This is a genomic window from Psychrobacter sp. JCM 18901 (genome assembly GCF_000586435.1).
In the GTDB taxonomy this organism is placed as follows: domain Bacteria; phylum Pseudomonadota; class Gammaproteobacteria; order Pseudomonadales; family Moraxellaceae; genus Psychrobacter.
On the sequence record NZ_BAWH01000022.1, the window covers coordinates 26,056 to 52,436 of the forward strand.

The following is a 26,381-nucleotide window of genomic DNA, read 5'->3' on the forward strand; positions in this document are numbered from 1 at the left end:
ACAGTCGATAATGAGTGTATAGTGGTACCGTTATTTATATCACAAGACGTTACAACTTAGTAATATTAGCGAATATTTTTAAAGAACTCCTTCATTAATAAATAATTTTCTCTGTATAACTGCTGTCTTATCAGTAGCTTCATTTACTTGAAAATTAGCCTCATTTATTTAAAATACAGTTGATACAGCTAAGCGCTATAAAAGCGTACACCACAAAAGATAATAAACAACTTTCTACTATTTCATATTTTCGTTACTATTTAGGCTTATCTATTTCCTAGATCTATTCTCTCCACTCGCGTAAAAAGGACTTTGCGATGTCACAGTTGTTATCTCGCCACTATCGAACCGCTCAGCAGCGTAAACCAAAAATCAATACCTTACTCAAATCTAGCGTCGTGCTCATTACCAGTACGCTACTGCTATCTATATCCGCACAGGCCGTAGAGCCAACGAACTCAACAAGTAACGCTACGGTCAACAACACATCAATCAATACCAGTGCCATAAACTTGGCTATCATGCTGATAGTCCAACGATACTCTCTGAAACCAAGCGCATCACGCGAGCGAAACTTAATACACTTAACACCACATCGAACGATGCGAATAGCGACCAAGCTATTTACTCTGAAGACGCCATTCATCATCCAGTTTGGGCAAAGAACGGCATGGTCGCTACCCAAGAAGCGCTTGCCTCTGACATTGGTTTACAGATTCTAAAGGACGGCGGTAATGCGGTAGATGCTGGCGTTGCAGTGGGTTTTGCCCTAGCAGTAACCTTGCCGCGCGCAGGTAATATCGGTGGTGGTGGTTTTATGATGATTTATGATGCTAAGCAAGGCAAAACAGTGCGCTTGATTACCGTGAGAAAGCACCAAGTAGCGCCTCACGCGATATGTACCTCGATGAAGCAGGCAATGCTGTCAGCGACTTATCTCGTTATCACGGCTTGGCAGTTGGCGTGCCAGGGACAGTAGCAGGACTACTAAAAGCACTAGAAGAGCATGGTACGATGAGCCGCGAGCAAGTTATGGCACCAGCGATTGCACTGGCTGAAGACGGCATTGAAGTCACCGCTGGCTTGTCAGAGTCACTCACGGCGTTGAGCGATCGCTTACAGAAATGGCCAAGTACCAAAAAAAGTGTTTTTTAAGCCTGATGGCAGCGCTTATCAGCCAGGCGAACGTTTAAAGCAGCCTGAGCTTGCGCGTTCGTTAAAGCGGATTGCGGTACAGGGTACCGATGGATTTTATAAGGGTGAGACCGCTCAAAAACTGGTCAAAGCAGTCAATGAAGCAGGCGGCAGCATGAGCCTGCAGGATTTGGCCAATTATCAAGCCATCGCTCGCGAACCTGTCAAAGGCGACTACCGTGCTATGAGATTGTCTCTATGCCGCCGCCCTCTTCTGGTGGTATTCACATCGTGCAAATTTTGAATATCTTAGAAGGCTATCCACTCAAAGACTACGGACAAAACAGCGCACAGACTATTCATCTAATGGCGGAAGCGATGCAGTTGGCTTATGCAGATCGAGCTGAGTATCTGGGAGATGCCGACTTTATCGATGTACCTGCCAGCGGCTTAACCTCACAAGCCTATGCGGACAAACTGCGTACGTTGATTGATCCCAATAAAGCCACGCCAGCAGCCACTATCAAAGCTAACAACCCTCTGCCGTACGAGAGTGATCAGACCACGCATTTCTCTATCGTTGATAAAGATGGCAATGCGATAGCCAACACCTATACGTTAAACTTCTCTTATGGTACTGGTCTCATTGCGGATGGTACAGGCATTCTGCTCAATAATGAAATGGATGATTTCTCTGCCAAACCGGGCGTACCAAACGGCTACGGCTTACTTGGTGGCGATGCCAATGCTGTGGAAGCCAATAAGCGTCCACTGTCTTCTATGAGTCCGACGCTCGTATTCAAAGACAGCAAACCTTACATCGTTACTGGTAGCCCAGGTGGTAGCCGTATCATCACGACTGTCACTCAGATTATCTCCAACGTCATCGACCATGATATGAATATCGCTGAGGCAACACATGCGCCGCGTATCCACGATCAATGGTTACCTGATGAGATTCGAGTCGAAAGAGCACTGAATGTCGACACTGTCAAAAAGCTTGAGTCAATGGGACACACGGTCAGTCCAAAATCCGCGATGGGATCTACGCAATCGATCATGCTCACACCAAACGGTATTTATGGATCGTCTGATCCACGTATTGTCGATGCAGCGGTGGTTGGTTACTAAGAAACTGACTTTAATTATCAATTACATAGCCCTCTATACCTCGTTGTATTGGGGGCTTTTTGCTGTTGTCTATAACCGAGTTTTTACATCTTAATGACTTAACTTACGCAGATTAAACCCTTTGAACCTGTGGCTGTCTGCGGCAAATAATGCTATTATTGACGACCCCATTTAAAACGTATCAATATGGCTATCGAGGTCTTATCGGCCTCTAGATATCAGTATAATTGATTGATAATCATCAGTTATTTTATCGGTAGCTTATTTCTTTGATCGTACCAGTAAGAGTCTTCTATGGCATTTGTACATCTTGGCATTCACAGCGAATATTCCATCACCGATTCTATCGTGCGTATTAAACCGCTGGTAAAAGCTGCTGCGGCTGATAATCAGCGCGCGTTGGCATTGACCGATTTGTCCAATTTATATGCCACGGTAAAGTTTTATCGTGCCTGCTTAGGTGCGGGTATCAAGCCTATCATTGGCAGTGAAGTCATCATGGATAATGAAGACACACGCCTCACCCTACTTGCGATGAATAACGAAGGGTATCAAAACATTACCCGTATTGTATCGCTTGGATTTACCGAAGGTCGCGCTGATCCTGTCAATCATGGCACGCCAGTTATCAAGCGCAGTCATATCTTAGAGCATGCAGCAGGTGTGATTGTACTGCTCACCGAAAAGTCAGACGTGGGTCAAGCATTGGTCGCTCGATGCCAGAAAAAGCCGATGAACTACTTACTGAATGGCAGGCAAAATTTGATGATCGTTTATACTTTGCGATCAAGCGTACCAATCGTTCAGGCGAAGATGCTTTTATTAGAGCAGCCATCCATTCAGGTGCCAAACACAACATCCCTATCATTGCGCATAATGACGTGCGTTTCTTAGAGCAGGATGATTTTGATGCTCATGAAGCCCGCGTTTGTATTGCAGGCTCTTATGTTCTTGCTGACCCAAACCGTCCGCAGACTTACTCGGATGAGCAGTATCTAAAAACACAAGCTCAGATGGAGCAATTATTTGCTGATATTCCGCAGGTCATTGACAATACCTTGCGCCTCGCTACACGCTGCAATGTCACCTTAACGCTTGGTATTAACGTCCTACCTGATTTTCCTGTGCCTGAAGGCGAGACGATTGAATCGTTTTTCCGTGCCGAGTCACAACGCGGTCTTGAGCAGCGCTTAGATAAGCTGTTTCCTGTCGAAGCACGTACGGATAATTGGAACGACTTCCGTCAGAGATACGATGAACGCCTCGCATATGAGTTAGATATTATTCTATCCATGGGCTTCCCCGGTTACTTCCTAATCGTCATGGACTTTATCCGTTGGGCAAAAGCCAATGGCGTCCCAGTAGGCCCTGGACGTGGTTCTGGTGCAGGTTCGTTGGTCGCATACGCATTAAACATTACCGACCTTGACCCGATTCATTACGATCTACTGTTCGAGCGCTTCTTGAACCCTGAGCGTGTATCGATGCCCGATTTCGATATCGACTTTTGTATCGAAGGTCGTGACCGCGTCATTGATTATGTCGCGCAAACCTATGGTCGTGATGCCGTATCGCAGATTATTACCTTTGGTACTATGGCCGCAAAAGCGGTTGTGCGTGATGTGGCACGCGTACAAAGCAAATCGTACTTTTTAGCCAATAAAATATCCAAGCTGATTCCAAAAACGCCTGGCATCACACTGAGCCAAGCGCTTGAGCAAGAGCCACAGCTCAAAGACTTGATCTCTAATCCCGATAATATGGATTATGAAGATGCCATTGAGATTTGGGAGATGGCGATTAAGCTGGAAGGCGTCTGCCGAAATGTCGGTAAACATGCTGGTGGTGTATTGATTGCTCCGCACAAGATCACTGACTTTAGCGCCATTTACTGTGATGATGAAGGTCACCGTGTCAGCCAGTTTGATAAAGACGATGTAGAAGCTGTTGGTTTGGTGAAGTTTGACTTTTTGGGTTTACGTAACTTAACCGTCATCAACGCGGCGGTTGAAAATATCAATTTGCGCCGTGCAAAAGAAAACGTACCTGCCTTAGTTTTAGAAGATTTGCCGTTAGATGACAGCAAAGCCTATAAGCTGCTGCAAGATGCCAAAACCACGGCGGTCTTTCAGCTAGAAAGTACGGGCATGAAAAAATATCTGGCTAAACTGCAACCGACCAATATCGAAGATGTCATCGCCATGTGTGCGCTGTATCGTCCCGGCCCACTCGATGCAGGCATGGTAGAGATGTATATCGACCGTAAGCATGGTCGCGAGGAAGTCATTTATGACCATCCCAATCTTGAGCCGATTTTAGAAAACACTAATGGCGTTATTGTCTATCAAGAACAGGTAATGCAAATCTCGCAGGTGATGGCAGGCTATAGTTTGGGCGGTGCTGATATGCTACGCCGTGCGATGGGTAAAAAGAAACCTGAAGAGATGGCAAAGCAGCGCGATATTTTTGTCACTGGTGCCACCTCACAAGGTATCGATGAGGTCACGTCAGGCGGTGTATTTGACTTGATGGAAAAGTTCGCAGGTTACGGTTTTAACCGCTCTCATTCTGCGGCTTACGGGGTATTGGCTTATCAAACAGCCTATCTAAAACAATACTACCCTGCCGAATTTATGGCAGCGGTCTTAACTTCTGATATGAACAACACCGACAATGTCGTGTTCTTTATCAATGATTGCCGTGAAAACTTTGGGTTGACCGTAGTCAATCCTTCAGTCAATCGCAGTGAGTGGCATTTCGTTGCCGATACTCCGACTAATATCATCTATGGTCTTGGCGCAATTAAAGGCGTGGGTGAAGGCGCGGTAGAGTCTATCGTAGATGCACGTCGCACGGATGGTCCTTTTAAGGACTTGTATGACTTCTGTCGCCGTGTGGATATCAAAAAAGTCAATAAACGCACACTTGAAGCGTTGGTCAGTGCTGGCTGTTTTGATGACTTTGCCGCCACGCTACGACCTGATTTACCAGCCGATGAAGCTTACGAGATTCGCGGTGCCTTGATGAGTCAATTGCCAAGCGCAGTGCAGGCCGCTGAGCAAGACCGTCAAAACCGCGAAATCGGTATGATGGATTTGTTTGGTGAAATGGACGGTGTGGTCGCAGCGCCGCCGTTAGTGATGACGCCAGAACTCATCTGGGGTGACAAGCACCGTCTAAAAGCGGAAAAGAACACCTTGGGACTGTACTTAACGGGACATCCAATCAATGAGTATTTGGATGAGTTGAAACGCTATACCTCTGGTGCGCGTCTCGACAAGTTAACCGATACTGGTTATAACGGCAGCTGCTATTTTTCAGGCTTATCATAGATATTGCCAACTTTGGTAATCGCAACGTGATTACTTTAGATGATGGTACATCGAGACTCGAGGTCAGCTGCTATGCTGAGCGTTTTAATCGTGTCAAAGAGCAGTTGAAAATCGATGAAGTCGTCATCATCAAAGGCAGCATCCGTGAGCGTGATGGGCGCTTATTTGCACGTCTTGATAGTGCCATGAGCATGGTAGATGCCAGACTACGTTGGCTCAAAAAAATCAGTATCAAAGTTCACGGTAGTGATATTAATTTGCTCACACGTCTACAACCACTACTTAAATCAGCCCAAGCTGACATTATTCCTGAGCCGCGTCTGGCTTATAACCAAGAGCAAGACGAGCAAGGTGGCAGCGGTAGTAACGTCTACGACCCTGCAATGGGTGGCAGCTTGTATGATGAGAACGGTAATGATTTATTGGCATTAGAGAGCGACATGAACCATGACGCGGCCAATCAAAACGGTATGTCAGCCAGTTATGCCAATAATGCCCTGAGTAATACTGACGCTTCTATCAATGATAATTGTCTGCCACTTGGACTAAGCATTTATGAAGTCTATGGCATCGCAAATGTCGGGCTGTCTGAGCACTGGCGCGTTTACCCAAATGACGACAACTTGCAGACATTAAAGACTTTGGTCAGTGAAGAGAACTTACATTTCCATTACAGCTAAGACGTACATTACGTTTTAAAAATTCATTATAGTAATCTTATTGCTTTAACTTTTATAAATTGGACAACCACCATGGATGACACTACAAATAATAATATGCTCGGACAAACTGATGAAGAAATTATCAATCATGAACAGTTCGAGGACATGCGTGACCTGCTCGAAGAAGACTTTGTTGATTTGATACAAGTATATTTTGCTGATAGTAAGCAAAGAGTTGCAGCGCTGCGAATTGCTCATCAAAAAGACGATAACGCCAATGGCTTTGAAACTGCTCATGCTCTAAAAGGTGCCAGCGCCAACTTAGGTACGACTCAATTAGTCCGTCTTAGCAGCCAGTTACAAGAATACTGCCGTGAGCGCCGTATCAATGAGCAAGCCGTCCTGATCGAAGATATTGCCATTGCATTACACCGTGCTGAACAAGAAATCAATCAGAGACTGGGACAATAATGAGTAACGACGCTTCATTAGCAATATCATCACGCACAGTGAACGACTACCTTGATTGCTTGCAAGTAGTCATGGTCAATACAACTTTGCCTGCCAATATTGGTTCGGCTGCCCGTGCGATGTATACCATGGGCTTGTCTCACTTAACGGTGGTCGATCCCAAATTACCGATTGACGAAACCAGTGTGTCTCATGCAGCGGGTGGCAGTGAACTATTATCGTCAGCTTTGATTGCACCTACTTTAGAGTCTGCTATCTCTGGCTGTCAGTTGGTGTTTGCCGCTAGCAGTCGTAGCCGTCACTTACCTCGCCCTGTCGTGACACCTACGCAAGCCGCTAAGATTATGTTCGACTTTATCGATGCACAGGCAGCTCTAAGTGTAGACGATAGTAATGCTGATACCTCATCTGCTGCGACTTCTAACAAACCAAATATTGCTATACTGTTTGGACGTGAAGACCGTGGATTGACCAATGAAGAATTGGCTTATGCCGATTATCATATTCAAATTGACGCCAATCCTGTTTACCCTGTGCTAAATGTCGCATCAGCGGTGCAAGTCATCGCCAGCTTTATTTTTGCTTATGCTCAAACGCATACTCAGACAGCTGATAATTTAGATTCGGATACAAGCACAGACGCTCAATCGACAATCAATGTGAATTTGCGTCAGCAATGGGATGAGCCTGCTATTAATCAGCAGCAGCTGCAACAGCTCACTCAGCGCACCACTGACCTTATGGTGCAGCGTGGTCTGGCAAATAGCGAACATTTAAAGTCATTGCCATCACGCTTGTCTAGACTTGGGTCACGCCTACAGCTTGATCAAAAAGAGTATCAGCTATTAAGCGCTTTGATTGCAAAACTATCAAAAGACTAAAACAAGCCATTGTTTATCAGCTTGCCTTTATTTGACAGCTTTTTACTATATTTTGCGGTATAAAGCTGTTATAACTTGCAGAAGCTTAGCGAAAATATATATTCCTGATTATCCGAACTTTATGACCACAGATTAGAGGCATCGCTGTTTTCGCAACGACACTCTACCGACGAATAGATAGGACGCTTTATGTCATTGCCATCCAAATTATTCAAATCACTTGTTACTATCAAGAATGATTTGAAAGAAGATATTGATGCAGTATTCACCCGAGACCCTGCAGCGCGTAATAGTCTGGAAGTGATCCTAACTTATCCGGGCATACATGCGCTTGTTTTGCATCGCGGTGCACACTGCCTTTGGAACAATGAACAGAAACTAGCCGCTCGCGTCATCTCATACGGCTCACGTATTATTACCGGTATCGAGATTCACCCTGCTGCCAAGATTGGTAAGCGCTTTTTTTATCGATCACGGTGTCGGTGTCGTTATCGGTGAGACCGCTGAGATTGGGAACGATGTGACCTTATACCACGGTGTCACTTTAGGCGGGGTGTCTTGGAACAATGGCAAGCGACATCCAACACTAGAAGATGGTGTAACAGTCGGCGCTGGGGCCAAAGTACTGGGGCCATTCACTGTCGGTAAAAATGCCAAAATTGGCTCAAATGCAGTGGTGGTCAAACCGGTACCAGCAGGTGCAACGATGGTCGGTAGTGCGGCTCGTATGATCTCAGATTATCATGATGAAAAAGGCAACCCGCTTACGACTAAGGTACAAGATGCCAAGCAGCAAGAGAAAATTGCGAAAGCAGGTGACAGCAGCGAAGATCAAACAGCTGATACCACCCCTACCGCGAAACGTACCAATACCTTCCGCGCTTATGGTATCGATCCCTATTCGCAAGACCCTGTCGCAGAAGCATTTGCTAAAATGCTTGAGCACATTCAGCAATCAGAAAATCGTCTCGATCAATTGCAGTCAGCAATGTGCGATATCGACCCTAGCTTCTGCAAGAAAAAAATACGATAAGCTGTGTCTAGAGGACTTAGATGTGATTGGTCGTGCTGATATCAATGACGTAGATAATGAGAAAAATCGCTAAGACAGTCGTTAAATGTAGGCAGTACTATTGCCGTATAGACTGATAACAAATGCTTATATAGATTTTAGTGAAGAAACAATGAAATTAAATCAGGATTGGATAGAATCTACCATGTCCGCATACATGGTAGATTCTATCAATCCTGCTTAACTCTCTAGAAAATGTCAATCTTGCGAGTCGTTGCTTTTCATCTCAGAGTAGACAGCACGAGCTAGTAGCGCGTGATAAAAGATGTCTTTCATTGACTGTGACATAATATTTTCCCTTTAGTTTTAGAGTTATTAATTATTTATTAGCATGAGTATTGAATAATGATTCGTGTAGACTCAGTACGAATTCTTTCGGCATATAATCTTCAGTTATTTTTCCTGTCCCCCATTGCCCTCTGTCGATTTTATCGCCCCACATCCAAGCATTGCCTTTATCATCTATAAAAGAATAATCAGCAAAGCCTCCAGTTCCATATTGGTCAACTTTTATATCCTGAGCAATCCGTATAGGTCTTTGAATATAGTCTTTGGTTGAACTAGATCTAGATGAATACACGTAATTACCCCACGTATAAAGGTCACCATTGATAGTATTAGCCGATATACTATTTAATCTGACAACCTTTGATAGACCTTCTACTTTTTTTTGGTGACTTAATAAAAATTTCTTTAGATTCTTTCTGAGCAGACCATTCATGCGAACGCCAACTCCAAACACTACCATCTTCTAATAAAGCAAAATTTGCGTACCCTTTAGTAAAATCAACTGCCTGTTTTGGAAGAGAAACAATGACTGGTGAATAATAAATTTTTCCATTGCTAATAGTGGTTTTCTTAGCATTTGGATTACCTAATGAATCTAATGTTGAAGATGATGAAACAATTGATCCATCCTCATTCAGAGCGACGATAGCACCTGCACTACCTTCGGCTTTGACAATGTATTCAAAACCTTCGACAAGCACAGGCGAATTAAATTTTTTTCTGAATATTACCGTTAACAACACCTGTTTCGTTGTTCCCTAAAAAAAACACTTTTCCTTCGCTATCAACAAATATAGAAGCTTGCTGACCTGCATGAATGTATACCAAACTCTTAATCCCTTTAATCTGCCTCAACTCCTCAATAAAGGTGTCGTCATCATTAGGGTCTATCTCTCCATATCTGTTGCTGCCCCAGCCCCACACTGTGCCATCTTTACGTAGCAGTAACATATGTCCACCACCGCCTGAAACTGCTACCGCATCATTCACACCCTCGACTTGCCTAGGCGTTGGGTCTTGTCCTGTCTTAGTCTCGCGCAGTAGACCATCTGTACCCCATGTCCAAAGCGTACCATCGTCCTTGACTCCTGCGCTCCATGAGTTGGTCATGGCTAAGCGCTTGGGCTCAATATTTATCTCAAGCGGAGTTTCTAACGGCTCATCTGGCATATTTGCCACAGGATATTTGTCTGCGGTCAATGTCTTGATATGTTCGGAAGGCGTTTTATCGCAGGCAATCAGCATTGTCAAAGATAATATCAAAGCCACTACAGAGAGTGTGGACGAATACTTATGCATAGTAAGGTTTTGAAAAGACATAGATTCTCTTATTTTTAGTTTGAACAGCTACTATCACTATTTTCATCCATGTCTTCATAAGCAGCACGAGTTAGTAGCGCATGATAAAAGATATCTTTGATGGACTGTGACATAGTAAGTTTCCTGATAATTAAGAAGTTTAATTTAACGTAAATAGTGATTTTTCGGTGGTTAATACATAATCTTTTTCCATGCTTTCTACAATTTCACCCGTGCCGCGTTGCCCATTTTCATTCCAATTCCAAAACCAGACATTGCCATCATTTGTGACCACAGCATATGATAAGTACCCATAAACTATTTGGTCTGGATCAATATTTTGCATTATTAAAAAAAAGGTTTATTATATGTATACGCTGAAATAGAGTTTTTATTCTTCCCAAACCCGTATTTACTCCAAGTATATAAGTCACCTTGAGAAGTTACAGCAGCATGTATTCCAATATTTACAACCTTATGTAAATATGGATTTTTTTTCTGGCATTTTAATATCTTCAGAATCTGATAAGGCTAGGTTATCAGAGCTGTTGCTTCCCCAGTTCCATACGCTTCCATCTTCAAGAACTGCCATTGCGCTTGTAGAGGTTACTGAGAAATCGATAGTTTTTTTAGGTAATGCGACTTTAGCAGCAGGATGATATTCTATTTCAGGTTCTTGTGATTGATAGAGAAGACGTCCTAACGCACGTTCTGATTTTCCTGTAGAGTACAACTCGCCTTTTTTATCTAACGCTAATAGAACTCCATTTCTAAATTCAATACGGATTATATCTGAAAGATTAGGAACTTTAGTTGGGATAATAAGTTGCTTTGGGATTTCATTAACCCAACCACCTTCATTACTGCCTAATACATAGACTTCACCGTTATTAGTTAAGAATATGGAGTCCATTTCACCAGCAGCGATATCTACAACATTCTCAATCCCTTTAATCTGTCTCAATTCTTCAATAAAGATGTCACCATCACTAGGGTCTATCTCTCCATGAGAGTTACTACCCCAACCCCACACTGTGCCATCTTTTCGTAGTAGTAACATATGACCAGCACCTGACACAGCCACCGCATCATTGACACCCTCGACTTGCCTAGGCGTTGGATCTTGTCCTGTCTTAGTATCACGCAATAAACCGTCTGTACCCCATGTCCAAAGCGTACCATCGTCTTTTACTCCTGCACTCCATGAGCTGGTCATCGCAAGGCGCTTAGGTTCAATGTTAATCTCAAGTGGGGTTTCTAACGGCTCGTCTGGCATATTTGCCACAGGGTATTTGTCTTCGGTAAGAGATTGAAGATGCTCGGAAGGCGTTTTATCGCAGGCAGGTAAAGTAGATATAATGATTATTGCTACTAAACTCTTGATTATTTTTCTATTCAAAAAGTTCATTGGTTTTTGCATAGGTAGTAGTATCTTGAAGATTACATCGTCACTTATACTAACAACTGCTTAGATAATCGCATAGTTTTTATTAGATTTTTGTCTAGGAACTGATGGGTTGAGGCAGAGTGAGTACTGAACAGCGATGGTTTCAGATAACAAGATACAATGGCGATTAAGATACGGCTACTTATTAGCCAAACTATAGCTTGGTTAAAATCAATTCTTTAACTCCCGCTTCCTCATGCGCTTTAAACGGATAACGATCTGCCATTACTATCCAATCAGACATTGATTTAAATATCGAATCTTTGCTTAGGCTATTTTCTATATTAGCCAATTTAATCATCAAAATATCAATGTCCATTGTCACTCGCCGTACTTGATTCGGCTTAGTCTGTCGACATCTATGACAATCTCCTTCAAGCGTTTTGAAGGTTTGCTGTAGTTGCTGCAGGCTTATCGGTGTGATCAATGTTAGATGTACACACTGATTGGTATAATCAGGCTTTGGTAATTGGGTAGTCGCAGTAAAATCAGGATTTTGGAAAGCCGTAGACAATCGCACCTCACCTAGCGCTGCCAAGCGCTGCCGAGCAAGCGGGAGATACTTGTCGGCTTGATAGTTACTGCCTAGCGCTAACACTAGCTCTACCACAGGCCGTGCTTGCACCATCTCAGGTGCGCATCGTTTTAACGTTGCCACATTCAAATCCACTGACGTTTTATGCATCATCAGCTTGGCTGACGTTAACTTCTTTGGCAGCTTCTTTAGTAGCTGGCTCGTTGGTTGATGCTGGCGCATAGCGCGTTATTTGCACCCCTACCGCATCAGCTTGGGCAATAGCGGTAGGCTTAGCAATGCTCAACGTTATTTTTTTGACAGTCATATTTTGCAAATATCTTATCAGAGATTTGACCAGCTAAATGCTCAAGCAGCTTTGCTTGAATCTCTTTGCACCACTCGCTCACATCATCGCAGACTTCTTTATAACTCAGGCATCGCTGACATCATCTGACACAGCAGCACGGCTAATGTCCGTTTCAAGCGCAATATCAATGAGTAATGGCTGAGTAATGGCTCGCTCCCAATCAAACACACCGATGACCGCCTCAACTTTTAGACCTTTTATAAATACCACGTCAGACTGAGTATGAAACATCCTGTCATCCTTGTTTGCTAATTTTTTTCGTGTTTTTAGTGTTTACTTAACTGATTTTAGCGCTTCTTCACGTAGGCGCGCCGCTTTTAACACTTTACTTGGACGATGGCGCCACAGGTCGATGCTGAATAATAGCAGACCTAACCAAATCAAACCAAATACTGCCAAACGTTGTAAATCGAATGGTTCTTTATAATAGAACACCGCCAAAAAGAAAATGAAGGTCGGCGTCAGATAGTTCATAAAGCTAAGAATACTGTATGCAACGAGCTTGGTAGATTTATTGAATAATAAAAGCGGTATTAGCGTAATCGGACCTGCGATCATCAGCAGCCAAATATTTGAGCTAAACCAAAAGCTCAGTTGATGACTTGCCACATCAGACTGCCAAAACCACCACAGACATAACGGCACCAACATCGCAGTCTCGACAAACATGGCATCGACAGCAGTCAATGGCGTTTGTCGTTGAATCGTCCCGTAAGTACTAAAACTGAACGCCAAAATCAACGATATCCACGGCAGACTGCCAAGCATCACCACTTGAATGACCACAGAAAATAATGCAAAGCCAATGGCTACCCATTGCAAAGGACGCAAACGCTCTTTGAATAAAATCATGGATAGTGCAACGCCAACCAATGGCCCAATAAAATAGCCCAAACTGGCCTCAAGGATACGGTCTTGATTGACCGCCCATACATAAGTCAGCCAGTTGGTTGCGATAATCACACTGGACAATAGAGATAGTGCAATCCATCTTGGGTTTTGCTTGAGTGTTTCTATCCACCCCCAGCGTTTGGTAGCCACTAATACAATCAATAGGCAACAAAACGTCCAAACGATACGGTGACCAATGATCTCCGTCGCATCATAATCAGATAACTGCTTGAAGTATAGCGGAAATCCGCCCCAAATAAAGAACGCGATAAGCGCAGTAATAATGCCGCGTCTGGTTGTGATGATTGGGGCAACGGGTTTTTTGATGACATTTTGGGTAGTCATAATATAGGACAACTTTTTAGAGCAAAGCGCGCTCTCACCTAATTCTAATTATTATTGTCAATCGAATAGTGAGAGTGCAGGGTTACTACAGTGAGATTATAAGGTAAAAAGCAATGTACTCACGCCAATAGTGACATGAGTACATTGCTAACGATGTTAGATTAAATCTTTAAGAGTTAATAGTAGCTTAGCGACTTACTCAGCACCAGTATCCACTTGGATAGACATACCGATTTGGTTGGCAAGTTCAGCAAATCCTGGGAAGCTAGTATTGACCGTTTCAACCCCTTCAATGGTAATTTTCTGGGATGCACGCAGACTGGCAACAGAGAAGCTCATTGCAATACGGTGATCATGATGCGAGACAATATGACCGCCACCAAAGACAGGCTGGCTATTGTTTACTTCACCGTTTTCGGTACCAACGCCTTTGCCTTCGATAATGAGACCATCATCAGTTACAGTACAATCAATACCAAGTGTGTGTAGCCCTTCTGCCATCACAGCGATACGGTCTGATTCTTTGACACGCAGCTCTTTGGCACCAGTCAATACCGTACGACCTTGTGCACAGCTAGCTGCAACAAATAATACAGGAAATTCATCGATCGCCAATGGTACAAGATGCTCTGGTATCTCAATACCGACCAAATTTGAGCTGCGAATCGTAATATCAGCAACTGGCTCGCCGCCAACATGTGTTTCATTGCTTAGGCTAATATCTGCATTCATTAATTTTAGAATATCAATAATGCCAGTACGCGTAGGGTTGATACCTACTTGGGTCAAGGTCAGCTCACTATTTTGACTGATGGCCGCTGCCACCATAAAAAACGCTGCAGATGAGATATCGGCAGGAACCGCGATATCGCCGCCTGTTAGTGTGCCGCCGCCAGTGACACTAATGCGATTGCCTTCTACGGTCACCGGATAACCAAAGGCCGATAGCATACGCTCCGTATGGTCACGGCTGATCTCAGGCTGTGTGACCGTTGTCGTACCCTCGGCCCATAGGCCTGCTAGTAGCAAGCAAGATTTCACCTGAGCTGAAGCAACTGGCATATCATACTCAGTGCCTTGTAATGGCTTGCCAGCTGTATCACGACCAGTGATACTCAGCGGCGCAGTACCACTATGCCCAGTACTCTGAATCACAGCTCCCATAGACCGTAACGGTGCCGCCACGCGCTCCATCGGGCGTTTATTCAAGCTAGTATCACCTGTCAGCACGCTATCAAATGATTGTGCTGCCAAGATACCAGATAGCAGACGCATACTGGTACCAGAGTTACCCATATACAGTGGGGTTTTGCTAGGCTTTAAACCATTCATACCGACACCATGAATGGTCAAACTGCCATTATCAGGGCCTTCGATAGTCACACCCATATCGCGGAATGCTTGTAGCGTCGCTAACGCATCCTCCCTTCCAAAAACCCAGTCACATTTGTCACGCCTGTGGCAAGACTGCCGAGCATAATGCTGCGATGCGAGATAGATTTGTCACCAGGGATCGCAATGGTGCCAGAAACAGTATTGCTAGGGGTAATATTATAAGAAGCTGACATAGCAGAAGTATCCGTATAAGGGGTGCTGGCTAACATATGGCCGAAATGTCGCCGTGCGGCTTGCGCGCGGCCCAAAAGTCCCATCAGGCAGTTGAATCTTGATCAATGATAAGCTGGCGCATCGTCTGTAAATAGACACCATACTCATCAAGAGCGCTGACAATCGCGCTTTGGTTGGCAAAAAAATATATCATGCCACATTTTAGGGTCACTGGCGGCGATACGCGTAAAATCGCGGAAACCACCAGCGGCATAACGAAACATATCTAAATTATCATCATGGCTTGCCAATTGCTCAACCAGGTTGAAGGCAAGCAGGTGTGGCAAATGGCTGGTGTGCGCTAATATGCGGTCATGGTGCTCAGCATCCATTGACATAACATTTGCGCCTACTGATTCCCATAATAGTCGCAACTTTGCAATAGCAGTTGCACTGGTTGTCGGTAGCTCGCAAATAATGACGCTATGATTGACAAATAAACTGGCGCGGCGCGCATGATACCCTGAATTTTCAGCCCCAGCAATTGGATGCGCTGGCACTAATCCTATCGGCAGCGAGCCGAACACTGCTTTAGCGGCATCAATGATATTGACCTTAGTACTACAGACATCTGTCATGATGCAATCATTGGCAAGCTGTCCGTTATCCATCGCTTGTTTGATATCAACAAACACTGCTTGGACTGCCTGTACTGGCACTGCAATAATGATTAAATCACTGCCAGCGATGACGTCCTGTGCGTCTGCACTACCTGCATCTAGCAGACCATGCTCAATAGCTTCTGTAATACTTGGCGCATGTCTATCGACTGCTACCAGACGCGCGCTTAAGCCATTGTCTTTGATGGCTTGCGCAAAACTGGCACCAATCAGCCCAAGTCCAATCACACAAACTTGTTTAAATATAGGTAGCGTAGTATTTAGGGACGATTGAAGTTTATTATTTTTCTGACTACTCACGGCTTTTCTCGTTGAACACACTAAGACATAGATAGAGCCAGTCTTAGTGTTATAAATTTTAATGGCTAATTAAGCACAGTTTTTAAGTTAAAAAATATTAATAGATGCGCTTAGTCTTCAGTCAAAATAGAACGCAGAGTATCAATCAAACGCAGATTGTCTTCAGCCACACCTACTGTGATACGCAGCCAGTTAGGCAATCCATAAGCATCCAACGGACGGACAATAACGCCTTGTTCAAGTAGTGCCTGATGGATAGAAGCAGCAGTTATATCTTCCATCTCAACCTGCACTTCGACCATAATAAAATTGGCATGCGACTTCACAAAACCCAATCCTAGCGCGTCAAACTGCTTTTCTAACCAACGCATTTGCTCATCATTTATCAGACGAGTTTTTTTCGATGAAGTCTTGATCGGCAAGCGCAGCAGCAGCGGCAGCTAAACCGATACGGCTGACATTAAATGGCTGACGAATACGATTCAATAAATCCGCCACTGCCACCGAGCTTAGAGCATAACCGACGCGTAAACCTGCCAGCCCATAAGCTTTAGAAAAAGTGCGCACAATAATGACATTATCGAACTCATCCAATAGTGCGCGGTTATTACTCTCAGGACTATACTCGATATAAGCTTCATCTAGTACCACCAAGACTGAGCTTGGTACACTGGCAACGAACTGGCGCAGCTCTTTTTGCTCTAGCTGCGTACCCGTTGGATTGTTCGGATTGGCAATAAAAACGATTTTAGTATTCGGATTATCTTGTACCGCTTGGCTCATGGCTTTTAGATTGTGGCCGAAGCGTTGAGCAGGCACTTCAATGCCCGTGGCACCTTGCATCTTCGCTAGCATAGGATATACCACAAAAGCATACTGGCTATAGACGATGGCATCATCAGCACCCACAAAGCTACGTGCTAAAATATCGAGCAAATCATCAGAGCCATTACCCAAGGTAATTTGATTGGCATTGACATCGTTAAAATCAGACAGCGCTTGCTTTAGATAGTAACCGTTGCCATCAGGATAGCGCGACAACTGCCCTAGCTGCTCAGTCACTGCTAGCGTCACTCGTGGTGAGCATCCCATTGGATTCTCATTGCTAGCCAGCTTTACCACGTCTGAAACACCATACTCACGTGTCAGCTCCTCAATTGGCTTACCAGTTTGATAAGGTGCCAATGTCAAAATACTGTCGTAAGCTGGCGTTAACGGCGATAGATCTGACGCGGTCAATTGAGTAGTCTGCATGGTTTATCCTTAGATAGTATCTGTAAATGCTTTTTTAATGCTATCTGCAAAAGCTAAGACCCATCTATTATGTATGAATACCAGTGAATAAGCCTATAGTTATCTATAGGTAGTCGCCTATAGGACAGCTTTTGGATATGAGCCTAATATGCGCAAATCTTTGACCAATGGACGGATATCATTGATGGCAGCGCTAACGTTTGGATCATTAACGTGTCCATTCATATCGATAAAGAATACGTATGCCCACTTGTTAGGACGCTCAGGACGCGTCTCAATACTGGTCATCGATACGCCATGATATGACAAAGGTTTCAAGATTTCGATCAGTGCGCCTGCTTTATCGTGAGCTGAGACGACGATAGAGGTTTTGTCTTGGCCAGATGGTGCAATCGCTTCATGACCGATAATAAGGAAGCGCGTGGTATTGCTTGGATTGTCTTCGATATTTGAATAAAGCTTATGCAAGCCATACTCTGCAACAGCGACGTCACCTGCAATCGCAGCTGAATGCCATTCGTTTTTAAGGCGGCGAGCAGCTTCACCATTACTCGATACAGCAACGCGTTCGACATTAGGGAAGTTTACATCTAGCCAATGACGGCACTGAGCAAGCGACTGCTGATGCGAATAAATACGGCTCAAGCCATCAATTTTAGTATGCTCAGCAACCAAGAAGTTTTGATGAATTGGCAGTTCAACTTCGCCAATGATCTTCAAGGTAGAAGACAAGAAACCATCTAGAGTATGGTTGACTACGCCTTCTGAAGAGTTTTCGACAGGGACCACGCCATACATCGCTGTACCCGCTTCGACTTCGCGGAACACATCAGTAATGGTTGTCATTGGCACAGTATCAGCGGCTTTACCAAAGTGCTTGAGCGCAGCGGCATGCGTAAAGGTACCGACAGGGCCCAAGAAGGCAATACGCTGCGGCGCTTCTAAATCCAAGCATACTGACATGATTTCACGGAATAAACGCGCCATTTTCTCATCAGCAATGGGACCCGCATTACGCTCCATGACAGCTTTTAGCACCTGTGCTTCACGCTCAGGGCGGTAAAAGATAGGATTGCTATTGTCATCAGCAGCGGTATGGTTTTTCTTTACCATGGCTACTTGCTGAGCCAGCTTTGCACGGTTGTTGATTAACGTTTGGATCTCACAGTCTACTGCGTCAATATTTTGGCGAATATTGTCTAAAAACTCTTTTTCAGTTGCGGTATCGCTAGCGCCTGTAGTGGTTTGATTTAGATTATCCATTGTTTGCTCTGGTGACTGCTCGCTCATTACCGCCCATCCTTTTTAGATTTTATCGCTGTTAGATATTACTATTATTTAAATATTGTTATTACATTGCTATTACTTAAGTAGCACTATTGCCAAATCTGACTGTTTTCTGTTTTTAGTTAAAGACTAAGACTGATGATAGAAACTCTATTCAAAATCAACCTCAAAACAGTCTATCAAAAACACCTTATATTGCTAGTGCCATTTGGCGTTAATGCTATATTAGGGCGTGTTGAACATTCAAATGTGGTGCTGGCAGTGACTATTTTTTTAGACAATATGCAGTGAAATTTTTGACGCCTAGTCATTCTAGGTTAAACAATTTCGCCATATATTGGCAGAAAATAGTACTGCCCTGAAAGGCTGATGCTAAAATCACCCCAAACGTCGTTACAAGCCTAGTTAAGGTCTCGACATTATCGTCGGCTTGCGCCTAGTTTGGTGCAATTTTAGCGATCAGCAGCCCTAATATTTGAATGTTCAACACGCCCTTACTGCCAAATACAGCAGCTTGATACATAGCCGGCTCTACTATAGCAAAAACTAAGGTCAGTGCCCATGCGTAAATGCGTATAAATATACCAACTGTTATTAATATTAGCACAGCTGAGCCAGATAACAGCGACACATAGCATAACTATGAGGCAACACCTGTCCAAAACTGTGTTACAGTTCCAGTTCAGCTCCCTACCCTGTTATATATAAGAGGAGCATCATGTGATTAATAAAAAAAAGGATACCTGATGAGCACATTACAACAGCTACGCACTATGACCACGATTGTTGCTGATACTGGTGACCTTGCCGCTATTGCCCGTTTAAAACCTATCGATGCAACCACCAACCCAAGCCTTATTACCAAGGCTCTGATTCATCCTGATAATCAAGGCATGTTGTCAGAGACCATGAGTCGTCATAATGGTGACGTGGATGCCGTGATCGATGCGCTGACCATTCAGGTTGGCTGCGATATTTTAGAGCTGATCGAAGGCCGAGTCTCTACTGAAGTGGACGCTCGCTTATCTTATGATACTCAAGCGACGATAGATAAGGCACTGGCCTTTATGGATGCTTATCAAAAAGCAGGCGTCGATTCAGAGCGAGTATTGATCAAAATGGCGGCAACTTGGCAAGGTATTGAGGCGGCGCGCTACCTTGAGACTCAAAATATTCACTGTAACCTGACCCTACTGTTTGGACAACACCAAGCGATTGCCTGTGCAGATGCTGGCGTGACCCTGATATCACCTTTCGTTGGCCGTATTCTAGATTGGCAAAAACGCCAACAAAGCCGTCAAAACGTACCGGCTTCTGATGACATGGGCGTACAGTCAGTCAAGCTCATTTACCAGTATTACAAACAGCACGGTTACCAGACGCAAGTAATGGGCGCCAGTTTCCGCTCTACCGAGCAAATTTTGGCATTGGCAGGTTGTGACTTGTTGACGATAGCTCCCAACCTCATTGATGAGTTGGCAGCCATGGATACCGAGGTAACTCGCCAACTGTCTCCGAGTATGTCGATGGATATGAAGGCGATGACTCAGGTAAGCTTAACGCATGAAGAGTTTAATGCTGCGTATCAGCAAGACAAGGTTACGCAAGACTTATTACCTAAGGGTATTGATGGTTTTATCGGAGCGCGTGACGAGCTGGCTAAGACATTGGCAGCCATTCGCGGCCAATAATAGCCACACGACAGAGCACGACGGATACTGGGCTGGCACAAAAGATATTTGCCTACTAATAGTAAGTTGGCTATCATTACCTACTTCAAATGACAAGAAGCAAGGCTTATATGAAACGGCTATCAATATTATTGACAGGCAGTGCTTTAGCGATCAGCGCCCAGGCAGTTAACTGGGTAGAGGTGTCCGAGAGCAGCTCTGGATCAATTTTTAGTATAGATTTGGATTCTATTGAAAGCTCTGACATCAGTATCATAGATGAAAAAGACGTCGAAAATATCACGGTATCTATCCTTAGAACCTATCCTAAAGATAAAGATACCAAGTCCGATGACCAGAAGGAAGAAAAAAGCAATATTGACCATAGTGAGCAACAACTGCTCATTTCATGTAAAGACGCCAGTTACTATAGACGAGCCTTTGTTAACTACGATGCTGAAGGCAAAGTAACCAAGTCATGGCAGTCAGAAAAACCAATATTGACTACAAAAGACTTTAAAGTCACTACCCCAAAGACAGTCGGTCGTACGGTGATAGAGCAGTCTTGTAAAGACTACGAACAAGACGAAGTGCAATAAATACAGCCTACTCAACACAATACTAAAAAAACATCAGTACAGTATCAAAAAAAGCGCCCTGACATAGTATCAGGCGCTTTTTATTTGGAGAATCGTTTAACTATAGTCAAAGAACTCTAAAATGGGTACAAGGCAGCCGACTGCAGATTGTACAAATAATACATCTAAGGAGGGTAACGCCGTAGCGATTTAGTAGTTCACCGACTATATATCGACTATCCAAAGTGTCTAGTAGTCAAAGGAATAGTAATTCATTTTAAGCTTTTAGTACCGTATAAACAGGTACTGGGAACTCGCCATGCAAGTCAACCAAGTCCAATAACACTAACGCGCCGACCACAGTATGGTCAGCCGATTGACACAGCTCGTAAGCAGTAGTCAACGTGCCACCAGTTGCCAAGATGTCATCGACCAATAGTACGCGCTCAGGCGGTAGATTATTTTGCATCTCAAGCGTGTCTTTACCATATTCCAGTGCATAGGCTTTGTTGGCAACTGGTGGCGGCAGCTTACCTGGTTTACGTAGCAAGATCATGCCTTTGCCCAGACGGCCTGCTAGCATACTGGCAAAGACAAAGCCACGCGCTTCCACTGCACCCAGACAATCTACCTCGTCCATAAGCCCTTCTGGCAAAGCGGCAAGTAGCGCATCGATGACAGCGTCAATATGACTGCGCAGTAACGGGGTAATGTCATAAAAATCAATGCCAGCTTTTGGAAAGTCTGGTACTGTGCGAATAATCTGCCAAAACGGATGGTCAGTATTGAGCACATGAGACGTCTCATTGTTGGTGGCGGATGTGGCGGCGGCATTGGTACTCATGATGACCCTTAGCTTATGTATTTAGATGGTTTAGTTAGTTTAGATAAGACAACAACTGGATGATATATCAGCGATAAATGCTAAGCATTACTGTGAATTTAGCGGCGATTATTATAGCATAATTGGTTTTCGTGTGGCGGGCTGGCGTCCAGTCTTGTTATTAAGCGTTAATAAGGTAACGTATGTGATTGACTTGATAAAAGAAAAGTCATCTCAATATACAAGTGTAAACTTAACTATGAAAATTGCGGTTATATGCTAAACTACGTGCGTTTTTGCAGTCTAATATAATAGCTGTAATATTAAAAATGAGCGTTTATAGCACGCTGTAACTGTAATACTGGTAATGATCGATAGGACTATTTATGAAACGTTATGAATGTATTGTCTGCGGCTGGATATATGATGAGGCGCTTGGCTGCCCAGAAGAAGGTATCGCACCTGGCACTAAGTGGGAAGACATCCCTGATGACTGGACTTGCCCTGAGTGCGGTGTCGGTAAGCTTGATTTTGAGATGCTTGAGCTGTAGTAGATGACCCTCTAATTAGGACACTTCATGACAAAATCAAATGACATCAATAGTGCCAAATTGCCTGAAACGCTAGATAACAATCTAGAAGATCATCTGAATAACTACCCTACTCCTGAGTGGCGCAAGTTTGGGGAGCATCAATGGCGCGACTCTGACTTGAGTAAGCACCTTCGTCAAGCAATGATTGACATCGGTGATGGTATTGAGTTGTGTGTCGAAGCTGGCGGTAATCCTAATAATCCGCCGCTACTGATGATTATGGGGCTAGGCTCACAAATGATATTTTGGCCAGACAATTTTATTAAGCGCTTTATCGATGCTGGTTTTTTTTGTGATTCGTTTTGATAATCGAGATATCGGCTTGTCTTCTAAAGTGCAGATAGAAGGCTTGCCGCGTATTAGCCAGCTTAAAATGATGGTACGTCTACAGACAGGGCTGTCTAATAAAAGCACGCAGGTTGCTTATAACTTGACGGACATGGCTGAAGACACCGCGCGTTTGATTAAAGCACTAAAGCTTGGTAAAACACACCTGCTTGGGGCTTCGATGGGCGGTATGATTGCACAAATTGTGGCGGCACGTTATCCAAGCTTAGTGCAGCGAATGGCGCTTATGTTTACCACGACCAATCGTGCGTTTTTAAAGCCGCCAAAGCCCAAACAGCTATATACCCTTATCAATCGTCCAGAGAGCCACTCTGAGCGTGATATCGTGCGTCATAGTGTTTGGTTTATGAAGACCGTTGGTACACCAGGTCATGTGAATGTGCGTATGGTCCGTGAAATCGCTAAGATTCGCTATCAGCGCAACTTCCACCCGCTTGGTACAGTACAGCAGCTCAATGCTATCTTGGCATCAGGCTCTATCAGCCGATTTAGTAAGCAAGTCAAAGCACCGACGATTGTATTACATGGTAGCGCTGATGGACTCCTGCCTGCCTCACAGCCGAGTCGTTGCCAAGACCATCCCTAATGCTACGTTCCATCTCATCGAAGGCATGGCACACGATATTCCAGAGTATTATCAGCCTTATATGGTTGACTTAATCAGTAATCATTTATCGAGCAACTAGCTTTAAAAACATCAATGTCAAAAAAAGAGTGTAAAACCTATCGAAAACTCATAGGTTTTACACTCTTTTTTATTGCCTATTTAATCCTAGGGCGTGTCCTCAATTCAATCGATAGCTATCTAAATGGGTTAAAAATGAGATAAATCTTGCCAAATTGTGTCAAATAGCTGGTTAATATCTCGATATTATCTGCGCTATTTTCCTTGTTTGACTGCGATTTATCTCATTTTTATCACCACTCTTAAAACGAGGACACGCCCTAGCAATTGCATCAATCACAAGCAACGCCAGCGCCTTCCTTATCAATACACATTTTATTCCCATTCTTTAGGTTGCCAATCCACGCCTTACCACCTATAAATACGAAGGATGGTTTGCCCTGATAGCTATCGTTAGCGTTCACACCATTATTAGCAAAGCGAAAAGGAATCACCAGCTCACCGCCTAAATTGACAAAGCCCCACTCTTCACCGATACGCACGCCAGCATATTCCTCAGAAAACGGACGCACTTCATCAAATGAATACGTAATCATCGTGACATTATTGTCATCGACGAAACCCCATTTACCATCTTGCTGACGCGATTGAAGTGTCGTAAAACGCGCTGGTGCAGACTGTGATGCTGCGCTAGGTTTTTCGTTAGAAGAAGTAGATTTATTCACTGCCTGAGTGTCGTTCTGGGCATTTGGATCATTCGCTGCATTACCGTTTTTATCCACCCAACTGGTTGCACGGCCTTTGCGTACACGCGCCAACCCATTACGATAATTATCAATATCATCAATCGCTGCAGAAAATGAGACAACGGTACTATTGGCTGTGTTAATCACACCATAGTTACCCTCTTTTTTTACCACGATACGCCCATCCGATACAGGCCGCGCCCATCCTTGACTCTCTGTCAATATATCGTACATGGCAGGCACGACTTCGCGGCCCTGCATATTGAGATAACCGACGCGACTGTTGCGCAGTACAGGCAACAGTCCACCTGACAGTTTATCGGCATCGACTTTTTGATAACGCGATAAATCAACGACTCGTTTGCCTTTTTTATCGATTAAAGCCACTGGCGCACCAAAATCCTTGATCGCCAAAAAGTAACTGCTACTGGCTGTGCAGGAAACGTTTTTATAATAACTTTTTGGGATTTTACAACTGGCGGCGTGTGCGCTAGGCATAAAAAAACAATGCGCTAGATAGCATCGTCACGACGACAATGTATTGCGATATTTTTGGTAGCAAGCCAGACAATGTATGTGGCTGTTTTTTTGATAGCAATCGTTGAAGCATAAATAAACCTAGACAAATAATATAGATTGTTTGGTATAACCAATCAGACGTTAAGTACATTATATCGTCAATCTACTATACATGTGTTGCCGCGTTAATGTCGCTTAAAGTGTTACACACATATTCTCCGTACAGAAATATCACTTGCATACATTATGCTCTTTCATACTCCTACGAATCGTCGCCCTGATACAAATATTTTGATATAAATACTATTACCCAATTATCATAAGCCTATTGTGAAAAACGTAACTATATCAGATACTTTGGTCATTTATTTGCGTCTAACGTGCCCAATAATTTTCCTTACAGCGATAGCATCTGCATTCAGCATAATAAATTGTGGTTTTGCCATTTCATTTTGCGTTTAAAACCACGACAATATGGCTCTATGTCAACATAAGTTCTGACATGATGCAATGATAATAAGAGTGCTGTTATTCAAATACTGTTATAAGGATAAATTATGGCTATTGCTTCAACGCGATCTGCACCTATTGGCTTAGTCATTGGTTGTATCATTTTTGGATTGGGCAGCTTAATTGTCGCTCACGTCGATATTGGTGGTTGGGCCATGTCGTTTTGGCGATTGGCTGTTTCTGGTATTGTATTTGCGGTATTGGCTAAGATAATGGGCCAGCGAATGCCCAAATCAAGACGGGCCATTTTTTTTATGCGCTACTATCAGGGGCGTTTTTAGGATTAGATTTGGCGCTGTGGCATGAGAGTATTTATGCGGTTGGGCCTGGTATTTCGACGCTGCTTAATAGTCTGCAAATATTTTTCTTGGCTGCGATTGGGTTTTTGTATTTTAATGAGCGTCAGTCTATCGTGCAGCTTATTAGTTTGTTTTTAGCCATGACAGGCGTGGCGATGATAGGTAGTCCTGAATTTGCACATAACACCGCTGCGACTTGGGGCTTTGTCACTGGTATTGTGTCAGGTGCCATGTTAGCGGCTTCGATGACCTTTATCCGAAAAACGCATGACACTGAACCGACGCCTATATTTATGCTCATGCAGCTGATTAGTATTGGCGGCGTCTTAGCCATGATTATACCGATGTTTGTATTTGACACAGGTAATATCCTGCCCAATACATGGTCTGAGATTGGCTGGGTACTTATCTATGGTACAGTGATGCAATGCTTGGCATGGGGCTTGATTGCCTACTCTATTCCTAAACTATCTCTGGCACTGACTGGACTGCTATTATTGACTGAACCTATTGCAGCCCTTGTCATTGACTATAGCTGGCTGGACAAGCCGATTAACACTTTACAGTGGAGTGGCGCATTATTAACGATGTTTGCTATTTACTTAGGCTCATTGAAGCCAAAGCCACGCGCCCTTCGACGCTATCGGTTTTTTTCAAGATTTTATAAGCGAGATTATAAATAGTTCCGATACTGCTGTTCGCTACTACTGTTGCTCAATATTGCCATACAAAAAGCGCATGCTATCGATAGCATGGGCGCTTTT

General features: G+C 43.8%; 20 protein-coding genes and 7 pseudogenes. 12 read left to right on the forward strand and 15 right to left on the reverse strand.

Annotation, left to right across the window (positions count from 1 at the left end):
• Positions 1 to 352 precede the first annotated feature (352 nt).
• Entirely contained in the window at positions 353 to 685 is a 333-nt protein-coding gene (locus tag TT11_RS14040; RefSeq protein ID WP_261870897.1) for a hypothetical protein, read from the reverse strand.
• Between TT11_RS14040 and TT11_RS14045 the strand changes: the two are divergent.
• The 7 genes and pseudogenes from TT11_RS14045 (at position 671) to cysE (ending at position 8,644) form a co-directional block, all read left to right on the forward strand.
• Positions 671 to 1,155, forward strand: a pseudogene (locus TT11_RS14045) (gamma-glutamyltransferase). The gene TT11_RS14040 and the pseudogene TT11_RS14045 overlap by 15 nt on opposite strands.
• Positions 1,145 to 1,438 carry a gamma-glutamyltransferase family protein gene (locus TT11_RS14050; protein WP_261870898.1) on the forward strand — a complete coding sequence of 98 codons (294 nt, stop codon included), beginning with the start codon at positions 1,145 to 1,147 and terminating at the stop codon, positions 1,436 to 1,438. The pseudogene TT11_RS14045 and the gene TT11_RS14050 overlap by 11 nt, the downstream one beginning before the upstream one ends.
• Positions 1,393 to 2,265, forward strand: a complete 873-nt coding sequence (locus TT11_RS14055; protein WP_261870899.1) for a gamma-glutamyltransferase — start codon at positions 1,393 to 1,395, stop codon at positions 2,263 to 2,265. Before TT11_RS14050 ends, TT11_RS14055 begins: the two co-directional genes overlap by 46 nt.
• A 294-nt stretch (positions 2,266 to 2,559) precedes the next feature.
• Positions 2,560 to 6,277, forward strand: a pseudogene (gene dnaE, locus TT11_RS14060) (DNA polymerase III subunit alpha).
• A gap of 72 nt (positions 6,278 to 6,349) precedes the next feature.
• On the forward strand, positions 6,350 to 6,730 hold the full coding sequence (locus TT11_RS14065; RefSeq protein WP_261870900.1) for an Hpt domain-containing protein: 381 nt from the start codon (positions 6,350 to 6,352) through the stop codon (positions 6,728 to 6,730).
• The gene (locus TT11_RS14070; protein WP_261870901.1) at positions 6,730 to 7,611 is read left to right on the forward strand and encodes an RNA methyltransferase; all 882 of its coding nucleotides are present in this window, start codon (positions 6,730 to 6,732) and stop codon (positions 7,609 to 7,611) included. The genes TT11_RS14065 and TT11_RS14070 overlap by 1 nt, the downstream gene beginning before the upstream one ends.
• 228 nt (positions 7,612 to 7,839) lie before the next feature.
• A pseudogene (gene cysE, locus TT11_RS14075) lies at positions 7,840 to 8,644 on the forward strand (serine O-acetyltransferase).
• Between the two features lie 358 nt (positions 8,645 to 9,002).
• Here cysE and TT11_RS14080 read toward each other — a convergent pair.
• The 12 genes and pseudogenes from TT11_RS14080 to pheA all read right to left on the reverse strand — a co-directional run bounded on the left by TT11_RS14080 (position 9,003) and on the right by pheA (position 18,909).
• A complete protein-coding gene (locus tag TT11_RS14080; RefSeq protein ID WP_261870902.1) occupies positions 9,003 to 9,404 on the reverse strand; it encodes a hypothetical protein in 402 nt (133 codons plus the stop codon).
• Positions 9,313 to 9,672, reverse strand: coding sequence for a hypothetical protein (locus TT11_RS14085; protein ID WP_261870903.1), 360 nt, complete (start codon positions 9,670 to 9,672; stop codon positions 9,313 to 9,315). The genes TT11_RS14080 and TT11_RS14085 overlap by 92 nt, the downstream gene beginning before the upstream one ends.
• Before the next feature lie 7 nt (positions 9,673 to 9,679).
• Complete coding sequence (locus TT11_RS14090; protein ID WP_261870904.1) at positions 9,680 to 10,291, reverse strand: hypothetical protein; 612 nt, start codon at positions 10,289 to 10,291, stop codon at positions 9,680 to 9,682.
• Positions 10,292 to 10,430: 139 nt separating this feature from the next.
• Positions 10,431 to 10,616: an RCC1 domain-containing protein gene (locus TT11_RS14095; RefSeq protein ID WP_261870905.1), complete on the reverse strand. Its 186-nt coding sequence runs from the start codon at positions 10,614 to 10,616 to the stop codon at positions 10,431 to 10,433.
• Between the two features lie 129 nt (positions 10,617 to 10,745).
• Complete coding sequence (locus TT11_RS14100) at positions 10,746 to 11,546, reverse strand: hypothetical protein (RefSeq protein ID WP_261870915.1); 801 nt, start codon at positions 11,544 to 11,546, stop codon at positions 10,746 to 10,748.
• 325 nt (positions 11,547 to 11,871) lie between these two features.
• Positions 11,872 to 12,375 carry a 2-amino-4-hydroxy-6-hydroxymethyldihydropteridine diphosphokinase gene (locus TT11_RS14105; RefSeq protein ID WP_261870906.1) on the reverse strand — a complete coding sequence of 168 codons (504 nt, stop codon included), beginning with the start codon at positions 12,373 to 12,375 and terminating at the stop codon, positions 11,872 to 11,874.
• Positions 12,376 to 12,394: 19 nt separating this feature from the next.
• Positions 12,395 to 12,559: a hypothetical protein gene (locus TT11_RS14110; RefSeq protein ID WP_261870907.1), complete on the reverse strand. Its 165-nt coding sequence runs from the start codon at positions 12,557 to 12,559 to the stop codon at positions 12,395 to 12,397.
• Positions 12,560 to 12,664: 105 nt separating this feature from the next.
• The gene (locus tag TT11_RS14115; RefSeq protein WP_261870908.1) at positions 12,665 to 12,832 is read right to left on the reverse strand and encodes a dihydroneopterin aldolase; all 168 of its coding nucleotides are present in this window, start codon (positions 12,830 to 12,832) and stop codon (positions 12,665 to 12,667) included.
• 42 nt (positions 12,833 to 12,874) lie between these two features.
• The gene (gene rarD, locus TT11_RS14120) at positions 12,875 to 13,837 is read right to left on the reverse strand and encodes an EamA family transporter RarD (protein ID WP_261870909.1); all 963 of its coding nucleotides are present in this window, start codon (positions 13,835 to 13,837) and stop codon (positions 12,875 to 12,877) included.
• Positions 13,838 to 14,032: 195 nt separating this feature from the next.
• A pseudogene (locus tag TT11_RS14125) lies at positions 14,033 to 16,365 on the reverse strand (bifunctional prephenate dehydrogenase/3-phosphoshikimate 1-carboxyvinyltransferase).
• A 110-nt stretch (positions 16,366 to 16,475) separates the two neighbouring features.
• Positions 16,476 to 17,619 (reverse strand): annotated as a pseudogene (gene hisC / locus TT11_RS14130) (histidinol-phosphate transaminase).
• Positions 17,620 to 17,736: 117 nt separating this feature from the next.
• On the reverse strand, positions 17,737 to 18,909 hold the full coding sequence (gene pheA / locus TT11_RS14135) for a prephenate dehydratase (protein ID WP_102092477.1): 1,173 nt from the start codon (positions 18,907 to 18,909) through the stop codon (positions 17,737 to 17,739).
• 743 nt (positions 18,910 to 19,652) lie between these two features.
• Here pheA and TT11_RS14140 point away from each other — a divergent pair.
• Entirely contained in the window at positions 19,653 to 20,597 is a 945-nt protein-coding gene (locus tag TT11_RS14140) for a transaldolase (RefSeq protein ID WP_261870910.1), read from the forward strand.
• A gap of 110 nt (positions 20,598 to 20,707) precedes the next feature.
• The gene (locus tag TT11_RS14145) at positions 20,708 to 21,175 is read left to right on the forward strand and encodes a hypothetical protein (protein WP_261870911.1); all 468 of its coding nucleotides are present in this window, start codon (positions 20,708 to 20,710) and stop codon (positions 21,173 to 21,175) included.
• A 256-nt stretch (positions 21,176 to 21,431) separates the two neighbouring features.
• Here the strand turns inward: TT11_RS14145 and TT11_RS14150 are convergent, their stop codons facing one another.
• Complete coding sequence (locus TT11_RS14150; protein WP_057759806.1) at positions 21,432 to 21,998, reverse strand: adenine phosphoribosyltransferase; 567 nt, start codon at positions 21,996 to 21,998, stop codon at positions 21,432 to 21,434.
• 365 nt (positions 21,999 to 22,363) lie between these two features.
• On the opposite strand from TT11_RS14150, the gene TT11_RS14155 reads away from it, so the two are divergent.
• Together TT11_RS14155 and TT11_RS14160 are read left to right on the forward strand one after the other, a co-directional pair.
• Positions 22,364 to 22,528, forward strand: coding sequence for a rubredoxin (locus TT11_RS14155; RefSeq protein WP_057759803.1), 165 nt, complete (start codon positions 22,364 to 22,366; stop codon positions 22,526 to 22,528).
• A gap of 27 nt (positions 22,529 to 22,555) precedes the next feature.
• Positions 22,556 to 23,604: pseudogene (locus TT11_RS14160) on the forward strand (alpha/beta fold hydrolase).
• 271 nt (positions 23,605 to 23,875) lie between these two features.
• Here TT11_RS14160 and TT11_RS14165 read toward each other — a convergent pair.
• Positions 23,876 to 24,703 carry a WG repeat-containing protein gene (locus TT11_RS14165; protein ID WP_261870912.1) on the reverse strand — a complete coding sequence of 276 codons (828 nt, stop codon included), beginning with the start codon at positions 24,701 to 24,703 and terminating at the stop codon, positions 23,876 to 23,878.
• A gap of 662 nt (positions 24,704 to 25,365) precedes the next feature.
• Here TT11_RS14165 and TT11_RS14170 point away from each other — a divergent pair.
• A pseudogene (locus tag TT11_RS14170) lies at positions 25,366 to 26,300 on the forward strand (DMT family transporter).
• The last annotated feature ends 81 nt before the right edge of the window (positions 26,301 to 26,381 follow it).